The organism is Xanthomarina spongicola (assembly GCF_003148645.1).
Taxonomy (GTDB): domain Bacteria; phylum Bacteroidota; class Bacteroidia; order Flavobacteriales; family Flavobacteriaceae; genus Xanthomarina; species Xanthomarina spongicola.
Genome location: NZ_QGGP01000001.1, coordinates 466,140 through 480,925 on the forward strand (window position 1 = coordinate 466,140; position 14,786 = coordinate 480,925).

The following is a 14,786-nucleotide window of genomic DNA, read 5'->3' on the forward strand; positions in this document are numbered from 1 at the left end:
GATAGATTAAATAATTAGATTAAAATTTTTGACCAGGTTTTTTCTTTTTCTTTATAAGAAGTTCGTTGTAACGTTTTAAAGCATTTAATATAGAATCTGCCATATCATGCCCATCAACTCTCATGATTAATTTGTGTTTATCCCACTTATTCTTTTCTTTGTTTTTTAATATGGGAACAAATATGTTAATGTAAGCTATGTCATTTTTTCTTTTTGAAACTTTTTGAAATAGATATACATTTTCAAAATCGTATAAAAGGTTACTTCTCTCTCTAGTCTGATTTTTATTTAATATGATTAATCTTAAGTAGTCTCCTTCAAAAACGGCTTTATATGGTTCTTTAAATCCATCTTCTTCATAACAATTCTCACTAATGTTTTTTATTATAAAAGCTTTTGTTTCTTCCAGAGAAGTTACATCTTGAGCAGATAACGAGAGGCTAAATAACAAGAAAACAATAATTATTCTATTCATAGATTTTTGGTCTTAATTGGTTGGTTTTCTACTTACAATAAGAAGATTTAATAATTAAAATTTTTGACCAGGTTTTTTTGTTTTCTGTTTAAGAAGATAGTTGTAATGTTTTAATGCGTTTACAATAGATTGAGCATTTTCATGGCCTTCAACACTCATTACCAATTTAAGCTTATCCCACTTATCTTTCTTTTCATTTGCTAAAAAAGGCACATAAAAATTTAAATAAGCAAGATTGTCGGCTCTTCTGTCTGGTCTTCTAAATGAATATACATTTTTGAAATTGAATAGATGATTACTCAATTCCTTAGATTGGTCTTTATTCATGACAATTAGCCTTAAATAGTCGCCTTCAAACTTTGCTTTGTATCTGTTTTTTAGATATCCATTATCATCATAACAGTATTTACCAATATATTCTATTAAAAATGTTTGAGTTTCTTCCATTGTAGCCTCGTCTTCATCATTATCTTCAGAAACAACGTCAAAAGTTTCAACGTCTCCATTTTCGAAAATAATTTTAGCTACCTCAGATTTCTCTATGTGATATGATGGTCCAGATAAATTATTAAATTTTTTATAGGAAATGGTTTCAATATGAATTTCTTCAACTTTTGCAGAAATCTCTTCATTGTTTGATGTTACAATAACATCTTGAGCAGAAATTGAAAATGTAAATAGAAATAATAATAGGATTGTAATTTTTTTCATGGTTTAATCTAGTTATTGTTTACTAATAGTTAGTTTTTCTTCATCTGTAAAGACTTTAGATTGCAAAATATAGTCTTTAACATGTTTTTTTAAATCTGTAGACGAAATATTATTGTATTGTTTTAATAAAAAGAGTTTGTCTTCGTTAATGTTGTCTTTATACTTTAGAATTTTTGGAGAGTTTTCTTGAATTCCAATTCTAACAAATCTAGGTTCAATAGCATTTGGTTCTTTCTCTATTGCAAATTCTATGTATGATACTCCATTAAAAAACCCTTCTTTTTTATCTTTAATGGTTTCGGCATATTTTCCTTTTAATGCAATGGAAGCTCCTTTATAGGCTACTAATGCTACAGTACTATTTTTTGTAACACCTTCAAGCATTTTGTTAAAAGCTTCTACTTTTGTTTTATCGTGAGCAGCTTCTTTATAGGCAGCACGTACTTCACTTAATTCTAGAGATAGAATAAATAAGCAAAAAGTTGAAATAAAAGCTATTAAGAATTTCACGATTAGGTTTATTTAACAATATAATTATTTGTCAATTTTAATGCCACAGTATCTCCAAAAGAGGTGTTATTTTTTACTTTGTATCCAGTTTCAGTTTCAGTTATATCTAATTCAAGAATTAAGTCTGGTGTCTCTTCTGGATTAATAATTGCCATAAATTTGACATTACTAGACGATTCCATAAAGAGTTTTCTATCGACAATTTGCTCTGTTAATTCTTTAATTATCTGCATCATGCAAACACCAGGAGTAACAGGGTTTCCAGGAAAATGACCTTTAAAGACTTCGTGGTCTTTGTTAATAGTAATTTTAGCAGTTGCCAAATTTTCTGAAACTGCTAGGTCGTTTAATTTATAAAAGTCTTTTAGTAACATTACATTCCAAATTTATAATAAACACTAAACTGAAATACAGAGTTTAGTTTGTTATTTCCGTTATAATACTCATTATCGTAATTATTGTCGTAATAATAATCGTCATAATAACCATCTCTTACGTCAACAAATCCTTGTTTATATCTAGCTTCAATACCAAGTCCCATTGGGAATTCGTAACCAATACCTCCAAAAAATGAAACATCAGCAGGAGTTATGTCTCCATTAGAATTATCTGAAACATTAATATCCAAACTTGGACCAATTATAAAATGTAAGCCAATTTCAGGAGACACAAAGAATTTATTTGCAATAGATAGTCCTAAATAGTGAATGTTAACATCGTCTCCATTGACATGAATAACATCTCCATAATAAGGATCAATATAGGTATAATTACCTCCTTTAAATCCTTGATTAGAGTAGGTCATTTCTGGTTGTAATTCGTAGAATCGTGACAAGTGTAAATTTACAAACATGGCTCCACTAAAGCCTAATAATCTGCCTGAGTCGTCATGATTTGTAATGGTTGAAGCATTTAATCCCAAACGTAATCCTGGGCGTACTTTAACTTGAGAGAATGTAGGTATGCTAATTGCAATTAATGCGATAGCTAAAAATAATTTTTTCATTGGGTAATAGATTTTAATATAATTTCTAGTTTAATATTGTTGTGTTTTATTGAAATCTGGTCTGCAAAATTAGCGCTTATTTCTGTGAATAAAAATTCAACTTTTTCTTTACCATTTTTTGTTTTTACAACGTGTGTAAGTTGACTCTCATTAAAGAAATAATAGTGGGTTTTATTATAAATTGTTGTTTCAAAAATACGATTATTATTTTTTTTAAAACTATTTGAAACTTTAGGTTTTTCTGTAATTAATACTTTAAAATCTTTCTTTAAGATGTTAATAAGCATTTTTTTATTTAGTTCATCCAGAATGAAATTTACTTTAAAGTCGTCTTCAATAAATGTGAAATCAAACAGTTTGTTACCCATTTCTGTGGTAAAAGCCACACGATGATTGTTTTTGTCAATTTTCTTAATAATTAAAAGGCCTCCAAAATGCTTGTCGTAAACATCAATAGATGCTTTGTAAACATAGTCTTTTGTTTCATCTGAAAAATAGGGATTTGCTAAATTTTCAGAGACTGAATTGTCTAATTGAAAGTTCTGTTTTTTAGGATAACTGCCACAAGACACAAAAAGAAAACAAATACTAATTAGTAAATATCGCATCTGGTAGAGGTTTGTTTAGCTCTTTATTGCTAAATACAATTTTAGTGAAATCGCCAGAAGGCTCAATCATTTTTACTTCAATAACATCTCCTTTTGTATTGAATGTAATATGAAACGCATCGATGTATTTTGAAGATTTTTTGTCTTTCGGAATAAAATGCACTTGACTGTTTTTATCTGTTTTGAAATAAGTAATATCAAAAGCCTCATCATCAAACATATCACCTTTTATGCTGTTAATAATCAAACTATTTAATTGTTTAAATAGTTTATTTGAGCCCATATCTACTTCATTTTTTTTGCCTTCGTCGTTAATAAAAAGGGTTTCATTTTTAAAAAGAACTGTATATTTATAAGGCTCTGTATATTCCCATTTTACAAGATCAGGTGTTTTAAATGCAAGTTTTCCTTTGGTTACAATATCGTTTGATAAAAAATCTAGATGTTTGTATTGTGTAAAATTGCTGGAAATTGTTTTAGTAGTTAAGGCTTGTTCTTTTACCAAAGTTTTTAAAGCCTGTGCTTCTGAAGCAGACATTTGTGTTTGCGACTGAATACTAACAGTTAAAAATAAAAATAAGTAAACAAGGTTACGCATAAGGTTCAATATTAAATAAGCAATCTACAGTTACAGCTTGTAAATTTTGCTTTTGTAAAATTAACAATAACTGTTCCAAAACCCATATTGTTTTTTCACTAGAATCATGCAATAAAATAACATCGCCTTTTTTTAGGTTTTTAATAACACGATTTAAAACAGTTTCTTTGCTTAATTTAGTAGTATCTAATGAACGTTTATTCCAACCTATTGCCTGAAGTTTAGTAATATTTAAAGCTTTTTTAATTCTTGGATTGGTGACACCAAATGCTGGTCTGTATAGATTTAAGTTTAAACCTGATTTTTCTAATACAATGTTATTTGTTTGTTCTAATTCTGAAATCACTTTTTCAGTACTAAAGAAACCAAACACATTATTGTGAGAATAGGTATGGTTTCCAACTGTATGACCTTCGTCTATAATGCTTTTGAAGATTTCTGGATGGCTTTCTATCTGTTTTCCTATACAGAAAAACGTAGCACTAGCTTGATATTTTTTTAAGAGTTCTAACACTTTAGGAGTGAACTCTGGATTCGGACCATCGTCGAAAGTAATAGCTACTTGATTTTTTAAAATGGATGGATTCGAGTTTAATGCTTTAATATGGTAGTTCCAACCAATTATTCCAGAACCGAGAGCAGTTAAAGAAAACCAGATAACTCCTATTAAAACAAACCACAAAAAAGAGAAACTAAATATCCAGCAAGCCATAAATAAACCTATTAAAACAATAAGAGTAAATATGTTTACTGTTTTAAAGTTTAACATGTTTTAAGTAAAGTGAAACTATGATTTTCTCCACGATACTGATTATAAAGTAAGATGTGTTTAAAGGAAGAAGTTCCTTTGTTGTTTAGTTTTAATATGTCTGGAAGTGTTTGTGTTTTTAATATTTTCGAAGCTATCCAAACTCCAAAAGGAGAGGCTGTATTGAATTCTCCAATAAGATGTTTGTAGCAAACTTGTTGTGTGTTGCTAAATATGTCTGAAGTTAATTCGTTATAAAACCTATCAAATTCTACATCACCATTATTACCTAAAACAACAGCATCTAAATCTTTAGTAGTTAAGTTGTTTTCCTTTAAGAAAGATAAGGTAGTTTGAACAACGTCGTTTAATGGCAATGTGTTATACATTTTCACTGAAACAACTTCTGCATAAGAAGATTCTTGTTCTTTATTGGATAACACAAAGAAATTAGCACCTTCTCCAAATATAGAACCTTTGGTTTTAGAACCTAAAAGTGTATTTGTAGTAATATCCTCTTTTTTTATATGATGAATAAGCTCATGTAATTTTGTTGTGTGATCTGCTAATTCATCTACACCACCAATTAGAATGTTTTCTGCTTCATTTAATTCTAATTGAAGTTTGGCATCTAGCAAAGTAGATTCAAATGAATTACTACCATGCACATACGTAAAATTATAACCTTTACATTGAAGCTCTAAGGCTATTTGTCCACCAACTGTATTGTGAGTTGACTGGATGAACGAAGTAGGTGTTAAAAACTGTTCGTTATTATCAATAATACCACTTAAAAACTTTTCGGAATCACGTAAACAACCCATTCCTGTACCAGTAATTATAGCATCTACATTTTCCAGACCAGCTTCTTGTAAAGCTATTTTAGAGGCAACAACTCCCATTTTAATACCTTTTGCCATACGTCTAGCAGCAGCAGGTGGAATGTAGTCTTTGTAAACAGGTTCCACAGCAGAAACAACTTGGTTATCATGAATTATTACCTCGTCTAAAAATTCCGAATTATCGAAAGTTTTTTGTGGTGTAATAGATGCAACGCTATTTATATAGACCTTTTTCATTGTTCTTTTGAAAATATAACTGTTGAACAATTACCACCAAAACCAAAGGAATTAGACATAACGGTTTTTAACTTTTTTTCTTTTAGTTTCAGTTGAGGAGTGATATTAAATTCTTTCATCTGAGTTTTGAAATTCAGATTTGGATAAATTACATTATTCTGTAAAGCTAAAACTGAATATACAGCTTCAATAGCTCCAGCTGCAGCTAAAGTATGACCTGTATATGCTTTTGTGGAACTAAACTCTGGAGGAGTATTACCAAATACTCTAATAATGGCGCGACCTTCAGATAAATCGTTGTTTCCTGTGGCAGTTCCATGAGCATTGATATAGTCTATGTCTTTGACAGTTAAATTAGCAACTTCAAGAGCTTTCTCCATAGCTAAAGTAGCTCCATCTCCATGATCTGAAGAAGCTGTTTGATGAAAGGCATCGTTTGCATTCCCATAACCTTTTACATAGCCTAAAACGGTTTTGTTTTCTGCTTTTATTATAGCATCAGATTCTAATACCAAAAAAGCAGCAGCTTCACCAAGATTTAGTCCTTTTCTATTTTCGTCGAAAGGTGTGTTATAAGTATCAGACAATATCATTAAGGTTTTAAAACCATTAATGGTGAATTTAGACATGCAGTCTGATCCTCCAACAATAACTCGATCTAATTGTCCAGATTTTATAAGTCTCGCTCCAAGCATAATAGCATTTGCAGCCGAAGAGCAGGCTGTACTAATAGTCGTTACTAAGCTTTTGTCTATACCTAGTTGTTCAGCTATTTTTTGTGTAGAATCTCCTGCATGATGACTTTCTATATATCTATGGTTGGTGTCGTTTTCTAGATAATTGTAATAATATTTCTCAGTCATATCCATACCTCCAACACTAGTTGCAGATATCAATCCAGTTTTATAAGCATTCATATCTTTTATTCCAGCATTTGAAACGGCTTCTTTAGCTGCAAGAGCACCAATTAGGCCTGTTCTAGAATAATTGTTAACTGAAGAGATTCCTAAAAGTTGTTCTAATTCTGAATTAGTATAGGCAATTTCGCCTACCATAATATCATCTTTATGGATGGTGTCAATTTTAGAAATTCTTGAAATTCCTTTTTTCCCTTCCACAAGTGACTGAAAATTTTCTGCAACATTGTTTCCAATTGCAGATATAATTCCCATTCCTGTTATAGCAACTCCTTTACTCATAATATTTCCTAAAAAATAGGAATGTGTTTATTTAGATCTATGTTCTTGGATATAAGCAGCCATAGTATTTATAGACTCAAAAATAGTACGACCTTCTTTTGGGTCTGTTAATTTAATTCCATAGTTTTTATCTAACATCACGATAAGTTCTAAAGCATCAATTGAATCTAGTGCTAAACCATCTCCAAAAAGCATATCGTCATCTGCTATATCTGCAACTGTCATGTCTTCAAGGTTTAATTGCTCGATAATGTTTTCTTTTAATTCTTGTTTTAAAGCTTCCATATTATGTATTATATAGTGTTATTATATTTTGTTTGTTGAATTCTTTGTCGCCTTCTTTTTTTGAAACCAAATACAAAAAGGCTTCATAATTTTCTTCTTCTAATTCTACCCATCCACAAAGAACAGATTCTGCTTTATGTGTTGCTAATAAGCTATTTGTATATGTAAACAAATGTTCAGCATTAAAGCGCTCAAAGATAAAAAAACTATTCTCAGTATATAGCTTATATTTAATACTTATCTCACCTAAACAAATATTTGGTAATGTGTACACAAAAACAGCTGGACTTGGAAAATAATTGTCTTTATGTTGTATGGCTTTTTGATGGATAACATCTGTATCTAAACTCGATGCTTTATTAGAAAACACGAGTGCTATATTATTGTCTTTTTCTAAATCTAAATTTTGGTTTTTAAGTAAAACATCAGCTGCTAAAAAAGCTAATTTACTTAAGTTATCCATTTTAAAAAACTTAGAATACTTTGTGTTTTGATCTTTGTATGCTGCTTTTATAAATTCTGAAAAACTTGTATGCACTTCACTAAATATAACAGAACCATTTAAAGAAATATGATTATTCTTTATATGGCAATAAGATGTTATGTTATAATTAGTTTTCAAAATTATTTACTTTTTCTTACAAACCAGAATGGTATGATATTCACCAACTGCAATATCTTCTTTTAAAACTAATCCAGCTTTATCTATAAGCTTCATGAACACTTTAGCTGGATACATTTTACTATTTCCATTCGCCATAACTGTAAAATAAAGCGAAGTTGCTTCTAGAGCAAATCTGGCATTATCGAAACGTTGACGATCTGTAAAAGTTTCCATGATTAGAATTTCTCCGTCGTCATTTACAGCAGCTGCACATGCTTTTAAAATGGTTAGAATTTCGTCTTCTGAGAAACAATCTAAAAACTGACTCATCCATATAGCATCTGCTCCTTTTGGTAGTGTTGGGTTTTCTGATAGCCAATCTATTTCATGATGAGTTACACGATCTTGAAAACCAGCATCAGCAATGTTTCTTAATGCTATTTTTAATTGACCTGGCAAATCGACCATTTTTATAGAAACAGTGTCGTTAAATTTACTTCCACTTAAGGCAAATTTTCCAGTGTTTGCACCAACATCATAAATGGTTTTTGGGTTGTTTTTAAAAACAGTTTCTAAAGCTTCTTGAAAAACATCGTCTGAATAATGATGGTCAAATTCAAACCATGCTTTTTGTACTTCAGGTGTTAATTGCGATAAACCTTCGTAAACAGTTTTCCAATCTCCTAGTACTTTTAGTCCTGCTGGTTTTCCAGTTTTTATAGCTTCTTCTAAGTGAAACAATCCTTTATAACAAACCTCTTGAGTAAAATTAATGTTTACATCAACTGTTTTATGAGAATTTAAATAATAACCAATGGTTGTTAATTCGTAGTGATTGTTTTCGTCTTTAGAAACTATATTAGAACTTTCGGCTATTTCTAATAACACGCCTACACCATATGCACTAAGTGATAATTCTTTAGCAATATCTTCTATTGTGATACCTCCTTTTTTTCTTCTTTCGAAAATAAGGTCGAAAATACCAAGTTTTCTTAATGAAACGACTGCTTGAAATACAAATGGTGCAAAAGCAATTTTTTGAGCTTCTTGAATAGCATCTATAGCTTTAATGTGGTTTTTAGACATGATTTTTAGTTTGGATTGATTTTTTTAAATAATATGGCTGTATTGCAACCTCCAAAACCTGATGCAGTTTTTAAGAAGGTCTTTAATTCTTTTGATGTTGTTTTTTTAATAACATGAATAGGTTTCGAAACACCTAATGTTTCAAATCCTTTCGATGCATAAAGTGTATTATTATATAAGGAGTGCATGCCAACTATGGTTTCCAATAAACCTGAAGCACCTAACGTGTGTCCGAAATAGCCTTTCAAACTATTTAAAGGAACATCTTGTAATTGTAATCTATTAAAAGCAATGGCTTCCATTTCGTCGTTAAACATAGTAGCAGTTCCATGAGCCGAAATATAATCTATGTCTTGAGCCGTTAAGTTAGCTTGTGTTAATGCAGAATTCATACTTCTATATAAACCTTCACCAGTTCTAGATGGTCCAGAAATGTGATTGGCATCATTACAAGAACTTTCACCAATAATTTCAACAGCTTCTTTTGTAAGATTTATATCGCTATTAGTTACTAATGTACTTGCTGCTACTTCGCCAATATTAATTCCTGTTCTGTTTTTATCGTAAGGTTTACAAGGCTTACTGCTTAGTGCTTGAAACGAATTGAAACCAGACAAGATAAATTCTGTTACAATATCTCCACCAACAATAAATACATGATCGTACATATTTTGTTGAATATATCTTTTAGCAATAGCTATTGCTAGAACTCCAGAGACACATGCATTTGAAACGAGAATGGGTTCATTTTTAAAATTGAAAAAGTCTTTAATTTGTTTTCCCAATTCACTTAAATAAGCACGTTCTTTTTGGAATAAATTATTTTCATCTAACGCATCAATGTTTCCTTTGGTTGTAGAAATTATTAAACCAACCCGATCGTTTAATTCAATATTAGAAGTACTAATAACCTTGCTTAAAGAGGTTATCATCATTTTTTCTAAACGTGTATACTCTTGTTTTGGGTGTAATTTTTGAAAGGCCTCTTCAAGTTTTTCCGAATTAATTAACGCTGAATAAAACGGTTCTGGTAATACATTTTTATTATCTATTAATTCTAAACCAGAAACTTCGTTGTGAATGTTTTCAACAACAACATCGCTATTAAAACCTAATGATGAAACAATATTATTATATGAAACGTACGTCTTATTCATCTAATAAACCAACACTTTTTTTCCAATCCTTAAAGAATGATGGAATGGTTAACCATAAATCTCCTTCACCAATTTTATCTACAAATACTTGTATAGTTTCTCCAGTACAAACTAACGCATTGTCTTGGTTAAAAATCTCATATCTAAATACCATTTTAGCAGCAGGACTATCTACATATATGGTTTTTATTGTAGCAATATCTCCATAACGAAGAGGCAGTTTGTGGTCTGTACTAGATTTTACAATAGGTGTTGCAAAACCATATTTTTTCTGATCTAAATAAGAAATGCCATGATGTCTTCCAAAAGCTTCACGACCATCTTCGAAATACTGAATGTAATTGCCATGCCAAACAATTCCTAAGGGATCTGTTTCTACAAAACGTACACGTACTTGACTAGTATGTATTATTTCTTTTGGTTTATACTGTGTTTTTCTTTTCATTATAAACTATGGCAATAAATGTTGTTGCTAGAAAAAATAAAAATAGCAAACTAATTTCTGGTAAAATATCTAATAGAGAGCCATGGCGTAAAAATACATCGTAAAAAGCATTTAAACCCCAATTCATTGGCGAAATATTTGAAAGCGTTTGCATCAATTTTGGCATTACAAAAACAGGAACCCAAACACCACCAAGAGCAGCTAAAATAACTACAAATGTAGCGCCAAATGGAGCAGATTGTTCTTGTGTTTTAGCAATAGTTCCTAATAATAAGCCTAATCCAATTGCTGCTAGTCCAGCAAATATAGCTACTACAAAAAGTAAAGGAAGTCTACCAGAAACATCTAAGGTTGGTAGGCCAATAGCTGGAAATAAATAGACGCCAACCAATAACATAAGTACAAATTGGATAAGGCAAACCACGAGATAAATAAGTGTTTTGCCTCCTAAAACTGTTGCGTAAGACACTGGATTTGTACGTAATCTTACAAAAGTCCCTTGACTTTTCTCTTTAACAATATTGATTGAAAGTGGTACTATAATAAAAAATATGGCGAACAAGGTCCAAGCTGGTACATTATGTTGCACCGAATTAGGAATGATTTCTTTATTATTTTCTTTTGGTAGAATTTCTTTAAAAGTGATGAAGTTTTCAGTCTCAAAAATAACCTCGGTTGGATCGTCTGATATTTGTTCTTGAAAAGCTTTGTAAATAGATTTGGTTTCAATTTCTGCAACCATTTTATCAATTCCATTTTTTACAGAACTTTTAAAGGTCATTTGTGTGGCAGGATCGAAATATAGTTTGACTTCTTTACTTTTTATGGTTTCTTTTGGAAGACTATCTGTGTCTTCTTCAAAACCAAATTTTTCAATAATACCATCAACATTTTGAGTTACTTTTTGTTCTAATCCAGAACTTAAGTTTTCAGGAATAATAATGGCTAATTGATATTTTCCTTTAAAAACTAAATCTTTAGCAACGTCTTCAGACTCTTTGATGTTAACTTCAAAAGCATTGGATTCTCCCAGACCTTTCAATATGGTTTCGGAAACATTTCCATTGTCATTATTCACAACAAGAATTGGAATTTTGGCATCAGAGACTGTTTTAAATGTGCTATCTTGAATTAAAGTAATAGTTACAATTAACACCAAAGGCATGATAAAAAGAATAGCAATACCACCAATATCGCGTATAAGCAATAAGAATTCTTTATATGCTGAAGCCATTAATTTATGCATGATCTCTTAAGGCTTTTCCTGTTAAACTTATAAATACATCTTCGAGATTATGTGAGCCTTCACTATTATCAATTAACTCTTTTGGCTTTCCTTTAATAATTAATTTTCCATGATCTATAATAGCTACACGCGTACAAAACAATTCAGCTTCGTTTAAGTGATGTGATGTGTAAATAATGGTTGTTCCATTCTTATTTAATTGCTGAAGGAATTCGATTATTACATTTTTAGATTGCACATCGACACCAACGGTTGGTTCGTCTAGAAATAATACTTTTGGATTATGAAGAATACTAGCAATTAAATTAATGCGACGCTTCATACCTCCAGAAAATGTGTCGATTTTCTTATGAGCAAAAGCTAGAAGTCCTAAATGTTCTAAAGCATTATTAATTTTTTCATCTAAAGATTTTCCTTTTAAACCGTACATGCTCCCAAAGTATTTTAAATTTTCGAAAGCAGTTAAAGAAGGATATAGAGCATATTCCTGTGGAACAATTCCTATTAATTGTTTAAGCTGATTTTTGTTTTTTTGATATGTTAAATCGTTAATTGAAAACGAGCCAGAAGTAGGTTTAATAAGCGAACATAAAATGGAGATCAGAGTGGTTTTTCCTGCGCCATTTGGACCCAAAAGACCAAAGATTTCTTTTTCATTGATGAACAAGTCTAAATCGGAAACAGAATAATTATCAGCTCCTTTGTATTTTTTAGAAATTTGTTCAATTTTAATCATTGTTATTGGATGGCTTTCTTTAATTTTTTAAAGAATACTTCTTCTTTATCTGCAATAACTTCAAGCTGAGTCGCAACGTTATTATAAGCATCTTCTTTTGCACTTCTGTTCTTATAAATTCTTGAAGCATCAACGGCAAAATCACGCCAAGAATCACCAATTAAAGTCATTTCTTTAGAAAGATTTGAAAGTTCAGGTTTATTTAAAACTTTACTGGATTCTTGTAAAAAAGCAGCAAATATATATCTAAAACCACCACCTCCTGTACCAATTTCTTCCTGCATTCTAACAATCTGACCTAAATAATGATTGGCTTTTTTAACACCTTTTTTCTTTGGCCATTTTCTAATAAGTTTTGCAGTATAACGAATTCCTTTTACACCTAAAACAGGCATTGGAGCAAGCATGTCTCTGCAAGTATGTTTAATACCTTTAATTATTGCGCTTTCAAGTTCTAATTCTTTTGGAAAATCTACTGGATAATAGATATGTCCTTTTGGAGCAAATGCACCTTTTGCAAAACGCACTTTTTCTAACTGTTTATCCGTTAAAGTAGTTACATCTTCCATGACTGGATCGCTAATTAAGTAAGTGTCATTTTCTTTACCATAAACTACTAAGTTATGCGCATTAAAATGAAAACGATACTCATCTGGAAAATACACTAAATTATACACACCAACTTGAAGCCCAACAGGATTGTTGTTGTTTAAGTTTTGGTCTAAAACAGCTTTTGCTTGTTGTGGGTTTTTAAATTTTTCGCGTTTAATTTTTATACCAACACGTTTGGCAAAACGTTTAAAAATTATTCCAGGCAAAGCTCTATAAGTAAAAGCTGGCGCATGGTTAACCATTAAAAAAGGAATGTGACAAAATAATAATCCAGAACCAATACCAAAGGCCATAGGTTCACTAACATTAAAACCATGATGTTTCATTAAATTAGAAATCACACCATTTTCGCAATGTGCCGATTGATGATGAGTGAAATTAATTTGCATGAAGCTCTATATTTTTTAATTGTTCGATACTAATGTCGAAAACATCGGCATATTTTTGTAAAAGATTGATTGAAAGCTTATTAAAAACTTGTGGTTTAAAATGTCTTTTTACACGCCATTTCCACAAACCTACATAACTTGCTAAAATTGGAAGATCCATTTTATGTAGCTCCATATAATATTCAATAGGACTTGTTTGATTGTTTAATACACGTTGTTTTGCATCTTCAACACGTTGGTTAATGTCTTCAATAGCTTTATTTAGCGCAATGGTTTTTGGATCCCATCCTGTACTATTTACAGTTGTGTATTCACCATTTTCATCAACAGCATAGCATAATTCTCTAAAATTAGCTGACTCTAGATTGCTTTTATCTTGAGGGACTTCATCTTTCTTCATGTTGAATTTATTTAAGTTCCTGTATAACCAAATTTAATTCGCAAGATAGTAATTCTTTATGGTCTGTTGAGGTTGTACAAACTATTGTGCAAATACTGTATTCGTCTGTATCAAATCTAGATTTTAATTTGGCATTTGTAGTAATTGTGCTTCCTACTTTAGGGCAAGCATTTATAGTAACTTTTTTTATGGCACTAATAAAACCTATTAGTTTAACATCTTCACCCAAAATATCGTCTTCTCGAAAAAAGCTTTTACCAACAATTGAAGAGCAAGTTTGAGCAGCATTTTCAATTAAGCCATTTTCATTAAATACTCCAGTATCATTAAAAATACAATTTTCATTTATAAAAAAAGAAGTGGAAACGTGCTCATTATCAATAGATAAAACTTTATCTACCATTAAGAATGGTGCTCGATGAGGTAAAAATTTTTTTATGTCTAAATAGTCAAGATTCATTAGTTTGCAATAACTGTTTTCATTTCACCTGATGCTATTTCTTCTTTTTCAGTATTAAAGACTTTAACAGCGACCATAGTTACACCATTAAATTCATGTAGAATATCTACTTCTGTAGTAATGATATCGTTTAAAACAGGAAGTTTTAAAATTGCTATTTTTTTAATAGACCCAATATAACCTGTAGGAGCTTCTTCATTTTTAAGAAAAAAATCGTAACCTGTATGAAGAGCAACAGTTTGAGCCATATTTTCAATAAGACCAGATTCTAATAAGGTATTGTCTTTTAAAAATATATTGTTTGCATTTATTTTAAATGAAGAAACCACTTTAGTGTTAGAAAAATCTAACAAAGTGTCTACCATTACAAATGGTGTTTTTTGAGGTATTAAGTGTGTAATATCTGTTATTGGATATTGTTGTAATGCCATT

21 protein-coding genes are annotated in these 14,786 nt (G+C 30.5%); all 21 read right to left on the bottom strand.

Annotated features, from left to right (window positions below):
• Nucleotides 1–19: 19 nt before the first annotated feature.
• Genes LX78_RS02080 through LX78_RS02180 form a run of 21 tightly spaced genes read right to left on the bottom strand, consistent with a single transcriptional unit; the run spans nucleotide 20 to nucleotide 14,785 of the window.
• Nucleotides 20–475 carry a hypothetical protein gene (locus LX78_RS02080; RefSeq protein ID WP_109680975.1) on the bottom strand — a complete coding sequence of 152 codons (456 nt, stop codon included), beginning with the start codon at nucleotides 473–475 and terminating at the stop codon, nucleotides 20–22.
• Nucleotides 476–529: 54 nt separating this feature from the next.
• A complete protein-coding gene (locus LX78_RS02085) occupies nucleotides 530–1,186 on the bottom strand; it encodes a hypothetical protein (protein ID WP_109680976.1) in 657 nt (218 codons plus the stop codon).
• 12 nt (nucleotides 1,187–1,198) lie between these two features.
• Entirely contained in the window at nucleotides 1,199–1,696 is a 498-nt protein-coding gene (locus LX78_RS02090; RefSeq protein ID WP_109680977.1) for a hypothetical protein, read from the bottom strand.
• A gap of 8 nt (nucleotides 1,697–1,704) precedes the next feature.
• Entirely contained in the window at nucleotides 1,705–2,070 is a 366-nt protein-coding gene (locus LX78_RS02095) for a hotdog family protein (RefSeq protein WP_109680978.1), read from the bottom strand.
• Nucleotides 2,070–2,702 carry a porin family protein gene (locus LX78_RS02100; RefSeq protein WP_109680979.1) on the bottom strand — a complete coding sequence of 211 codons (633 nt, stop codon included), beginning with the start codon at nucleotides 2,700–2,702 and terminating at the stop codon, nucleotides 2,070–2,072. Before LX78_RS02100 ends, LX78_RS02095 begins: the two co-directional genes overlap by 1 nt.
• Nucleotides 2,699–3,310 (bottom strand): hypothetical protein, encoded by a 612-nt coding sequence (locus LX78_RS02105; RefSeq protein WP_109680980.1) that lies wholly within the window; start codon nucleotides 3,308–3,310, stop codon nucleotides 2,699–2,701. The genes LX78_RS02100 and LX78_RS02105 overlap by 4 nt, the downstream gene beginning before the upstream one ends.
• Nucleotides 3,291–3,908, bottom strand: coding sequence for a LolA family protein (locus LX78_RS02110; RefSeq protein WP_109680981.1), 618 nt, complete (start codon nucleotides 3,906–3,908; stop codon nucleotides 3,291–3,293). Before LX78_RS02110 ends, LX78_RS02105 begins: the two co-directional genes overlap by 20 nt.
• Nucleotides 3,901–4,677 carry a polysaccharide deacetylase family protein gene (locus tag LX78_RS02115; RefSeq protein WP_109680982.1) on the bottom strand — a complete coding sequence of 259 codons (777 nt, stop codon included), beginning with the start codon at nucleotides 4,675–4,677 and terminating at the stop codon, nucleotides 3,901–3,903. Before LX78_RS02115 ends, LX78_RS02110 begins: the two co-directional genes overlap by 8 nt.
• Complete coding sequence (locus LX78_RS02120; protein WP_109680983.1) at nucleotides 4,671–5,735, bottom strand: beta-ketoacyl synthase chain length factor; 1,065 nt, start codon at nucleotides 5,733–5,735, stop codon at nucleotides 4,671–4,673. Before LX78_RS02120 ends, LX78_RS02115 begins: the two co-directional genes overlap by 7 nt.
• Complete coding sequence (locus LX78_RS02125; protein WP_109680984.1) at nucleotides 5,732–6,934, bottom strand: beta-ketoacyl-[acyl-carrier-protein] synthase family protein; 1,203 nt, start codon at nucleotides 6,932–6,934, stop codon at nucleotides 5,732–5,734. The genes LX78_RS02120 and LX78_RS02125 overlap by 4 nt, the downstream gene beginning before the upstream one ends.
• 27 nt (nucleotides 6,935–6,961) lie before the next feature.
• The gene (locus LX78_RS02130; protein ID WP_109680985.1) at nucleotides 6,962–7,219 is read right to left on the bottom strand and encodes a phosphopantetheine-binding protein; all 258 of its coding nucleotides are present in this window, start codon (nucleotides 7,217–7,219) and stop codon (nucleotides 6,962–6,964) included.
• Between the two features lies 1 nt (nucleotide 7,220).
• Nucleotides 7,221–7,841, bottom strand: a complete 621-nt coding sequence (locus tag LX78_RS02135; RefSeq protein WP_109680986.1) for a 3-oxoacyl-ACP synthase — start codon at nucleotides 7,839–7,841, stop codon at nucleotides 7,221–7,223.
• A gap of 6 nt (nucleotides 7,842–7,847) precedes the next feature.
• The gene (locus LX78_RS02140; RefSeq protein WP_109680987.1) at nucleotides 7,848–8,909 is read right to left on the bottom strand and encodes a methyltransferase; all 1,062 of its coding nucleotides are present in this window, start codon (nucleotides 8,907–8,909) and stop codon (nucleotides 7,848–7,850) included.
• Between the two features lie 5 nt (nucleotides 8,910–8,914).
• Nucleotides 8,915–10,066 carry a beta-ketoacyl-[acyl-carrier-protein] synthase family protein gene (locus LX78_RS02145; RefSeq protein ID WP_109680988.1) on the bottom strand — a complete coding sequence of 384 codons (1,152 nt, stop codon included), beginning with the start codon at nucleotides 10,064–10,066 and terminating at the stop codon, nucleotides 8,915–8,917.
• Entirely contained in the window at nucleotides 10,059–10,511 is a 453-nt protein-coding gene (locus LX78_RS02150) for an acyl-CoA thioesterase (protein ID WP_109680989.1), read from the bottom strand. The genes LX78_RS02145 and LX78_RS02150 overlap by 8 nt, the downstream gene beginning before the upstream one ends.
• A complete protein-coding gene (locus LX78_RS02155; RefSeq protein ID WP_109680990.1) occupies nucleotides 10,489–11,757 on the bottom strand; it encodes an ABC transporter permease in 1,269 nt (422 codons plus the stop codon). The genes LX78_RS02150 and LX78_RS02155 overlap by 23 nt, the downstream gene beginning before the upstream one ends.
• Entirely contained in the window at nucleotides 11,750–12,493 is a 744-nt protein-coding gene (locus tag LX78_RS02160; RefSeq protein ID WP_109680991.1) for an ABC transporter ATP-binding protein, read from the bottom strand. The genes LX78_RS02155 and LX78_RS02160 overlap by 8 nt, the downstream gene beginning before the upstream one ends.
• 2 nt (nucleotides 12,494–12,495) lie before the next feature.
• Nucleotides 12,496–13,494 (bottom strand): BtrH N-terminal domain-containing protein, encoded by a 999-nt coding sequence (locus tag LX78_RS02165; protein WP_109680992.1) that lies wholly within the window; start codon nucleotides 13,492–13,494, stop codon nucleotides 12,496–12,498.
• Nucleotides 13,484–13,894 carry a hypothetical protein gene (locus LX78_RS02170; protein WP_109680993.1) on the bottom strand — a complete coding sequence of 137 codons (411 nt, stop codon included), beginning with the start codon at nucleotides 13,892–13,894 and terminating at the stop codon, nucleotides 13,484–13,486. Before LX78_RS02170 ends, LX78_RS02165 begins: the two co-directional genes overlap by 11 nt.
• Before the next feature lie 7 nt (nucleotides 13,895–13,901).
• Nucleotides 13,902–14,354 (bottom strand): ABC transporter permease, encoded by a 453-nt coding sequence (locus tag LX78_RS02175; protein ID WP_109680994.1) that lies wholly within the window; start codon nucleotides 14,352–14,354, stop codon nucleotides 13,902–13,904.
• On the bottom strand, nucleotides 14,354–14,785 hold the full coding sequence (locus LX78_RS02180) for a hypothetical protein (RefSeq protein WP_109680995.1): 432 nt from the start codon (nucleotides 14,783–14,785) through the stop codon (nucleotides 14,354–14,356). Before LX78_RS02180 ends, LX78_RS02175 begins: the two co-directional genes overlap by 1 nt.
• Nucleotide 14,786: the final 1 nt, after the last annotated feature.

Excerpts from the sequence above, each read along its gene's own strand:
- LX78_RS02080 (WP_109680975.1), bottom strand. The coding sequence starts at position 475 with ATGAATAGAATAATTATTGTTTTCTTGTTATTTAGCCTCTCGTTATCT.
- LX78_RS02085 (WP_109680976.1), bottom strand. The coding sequence starts at position 1,186 with ATGAAAAAAATTACAATCCTATTATTATTTCTATTTACATTTTCAATT.
- LX78_RS02095 (WP_109680978.1), bottom strand. The coding sequence starts at position 2,070 with ATGTTACTAAAAGACTTTTATAAATTAAACGACCTAGCAGTTTCAGAA.
- LX78_RS02100 (WP_109680979.1), bottom strand. The coding sequence starts at position 2,702 with ATGAAAAAATTATTTTTAGCTATCGCATTAATTGCAATTAGCATACCT.
- LX78_RS02105 (WP_109680980.1), bottom strand. The coding sequence starts at position 3,310 with ATGCGATATTTACTAATTAGTATTTGTTTTCTTTTTGTGTCTTGTGGC.
- LX78_RS02110 (WP_109680981.1), bottom strand. The coding sequence starts at position 3,908 with ATGCGTAACCTTGTTTACTTATTTTTATTTTTAACTGTTAGTATTCAG.
- LX78_RS02115 (WP_109680982.1), bottom strand. The coding sequence starts at position 4,677 with ATGTTAAACTTTAAAACAGTAAACATATTTACTCTTATTGTTTTAATA.
- LX78_RS02120 (WP_109680983.1), bottom strand. The coding sequence starts at position 5,735 with ATGAAAAAGGTCTATATAAATAGCGTTGCATCTATTACACCACAAAAA.
- LX78_RS02125 (WP_109680984.1), bottom strand. The coding sequence starts at position 6,934 with ATGAGTAAAGGAGTTGCTATAACAGGAATGGGAATTATATCTGCAATT.
- LX78_RS02130 (WP_109680985.1), bottom strand. The coding sequence starts at position 7,219 with ATGGAAGCTTTAAAACAAGAATTAAAAGAAAACATTATCGAGCAATTA.
- LX78_RS02140 (WP_109680987.1), bottom strand. The coding sequence starts at position 8,909 with ATGTCTAAAAACCACATTAAAGCTATAGATGCTATTCAAGAAGCTCAA.
- LX78_RS02145 (WP_109680988.1), bottom strand. The coding sequence starts at position 10,066 with ATGAATAAGACGTACGTTTCATATAATAATATTGTTTCATCATTAGGT.
- LX78_RS02150 (WP_109680989.1), bottom strand. The coding sequence starts at position 10,511 with ATGAAAAGAAAAACACAGTATAAACCAAAAGAAATAATACATACTAGT.
- LX78_RS02155 (WP_109680990.1), bottom strand. The coding sequence starts at position 11,757 with ATGCATAAATTAATGGCTTCAGCATATAAAGAATTCTTATTGCTTATA.
- LX78_RS02160 (WP_109680991.1), bottom strand. The coding sequence starts at position 12,493 with ATGATTAAAATTGAACAAATTTCTAAAAAATACAAAGGAGCTGATAAT.
- LX78_RS02165 (WP_109680992.1), bottom strand. The coding sequence starts at position 13,494 with ATGCAAATTAATTTCACTCATCATCAATCGGCACATTGCGAAAATGGT.
- LX78_RS02170 (WP_109680993.1), bottom strand. The coding sequence starts at position 13,894 with ATGAAGAAAGATGAAGTCCCTCAAGATAAAAGCAATCTAGAGTCAGCT.
- LX78_RS02175 (WP_109680994.1), bottom strand. The coding sequence starts at position 14,354 with ATGAATCTTGACTATTTAGACATAAAAAAATTTTTACCTCATCGAGCA.
- LX78_RS02180 (WP_109680995.1), bottom strand. The coding sequence starts at position 14,785 with ATGGCATTACAACAATATCCAATAACAGATATTACACACTTAATACCT.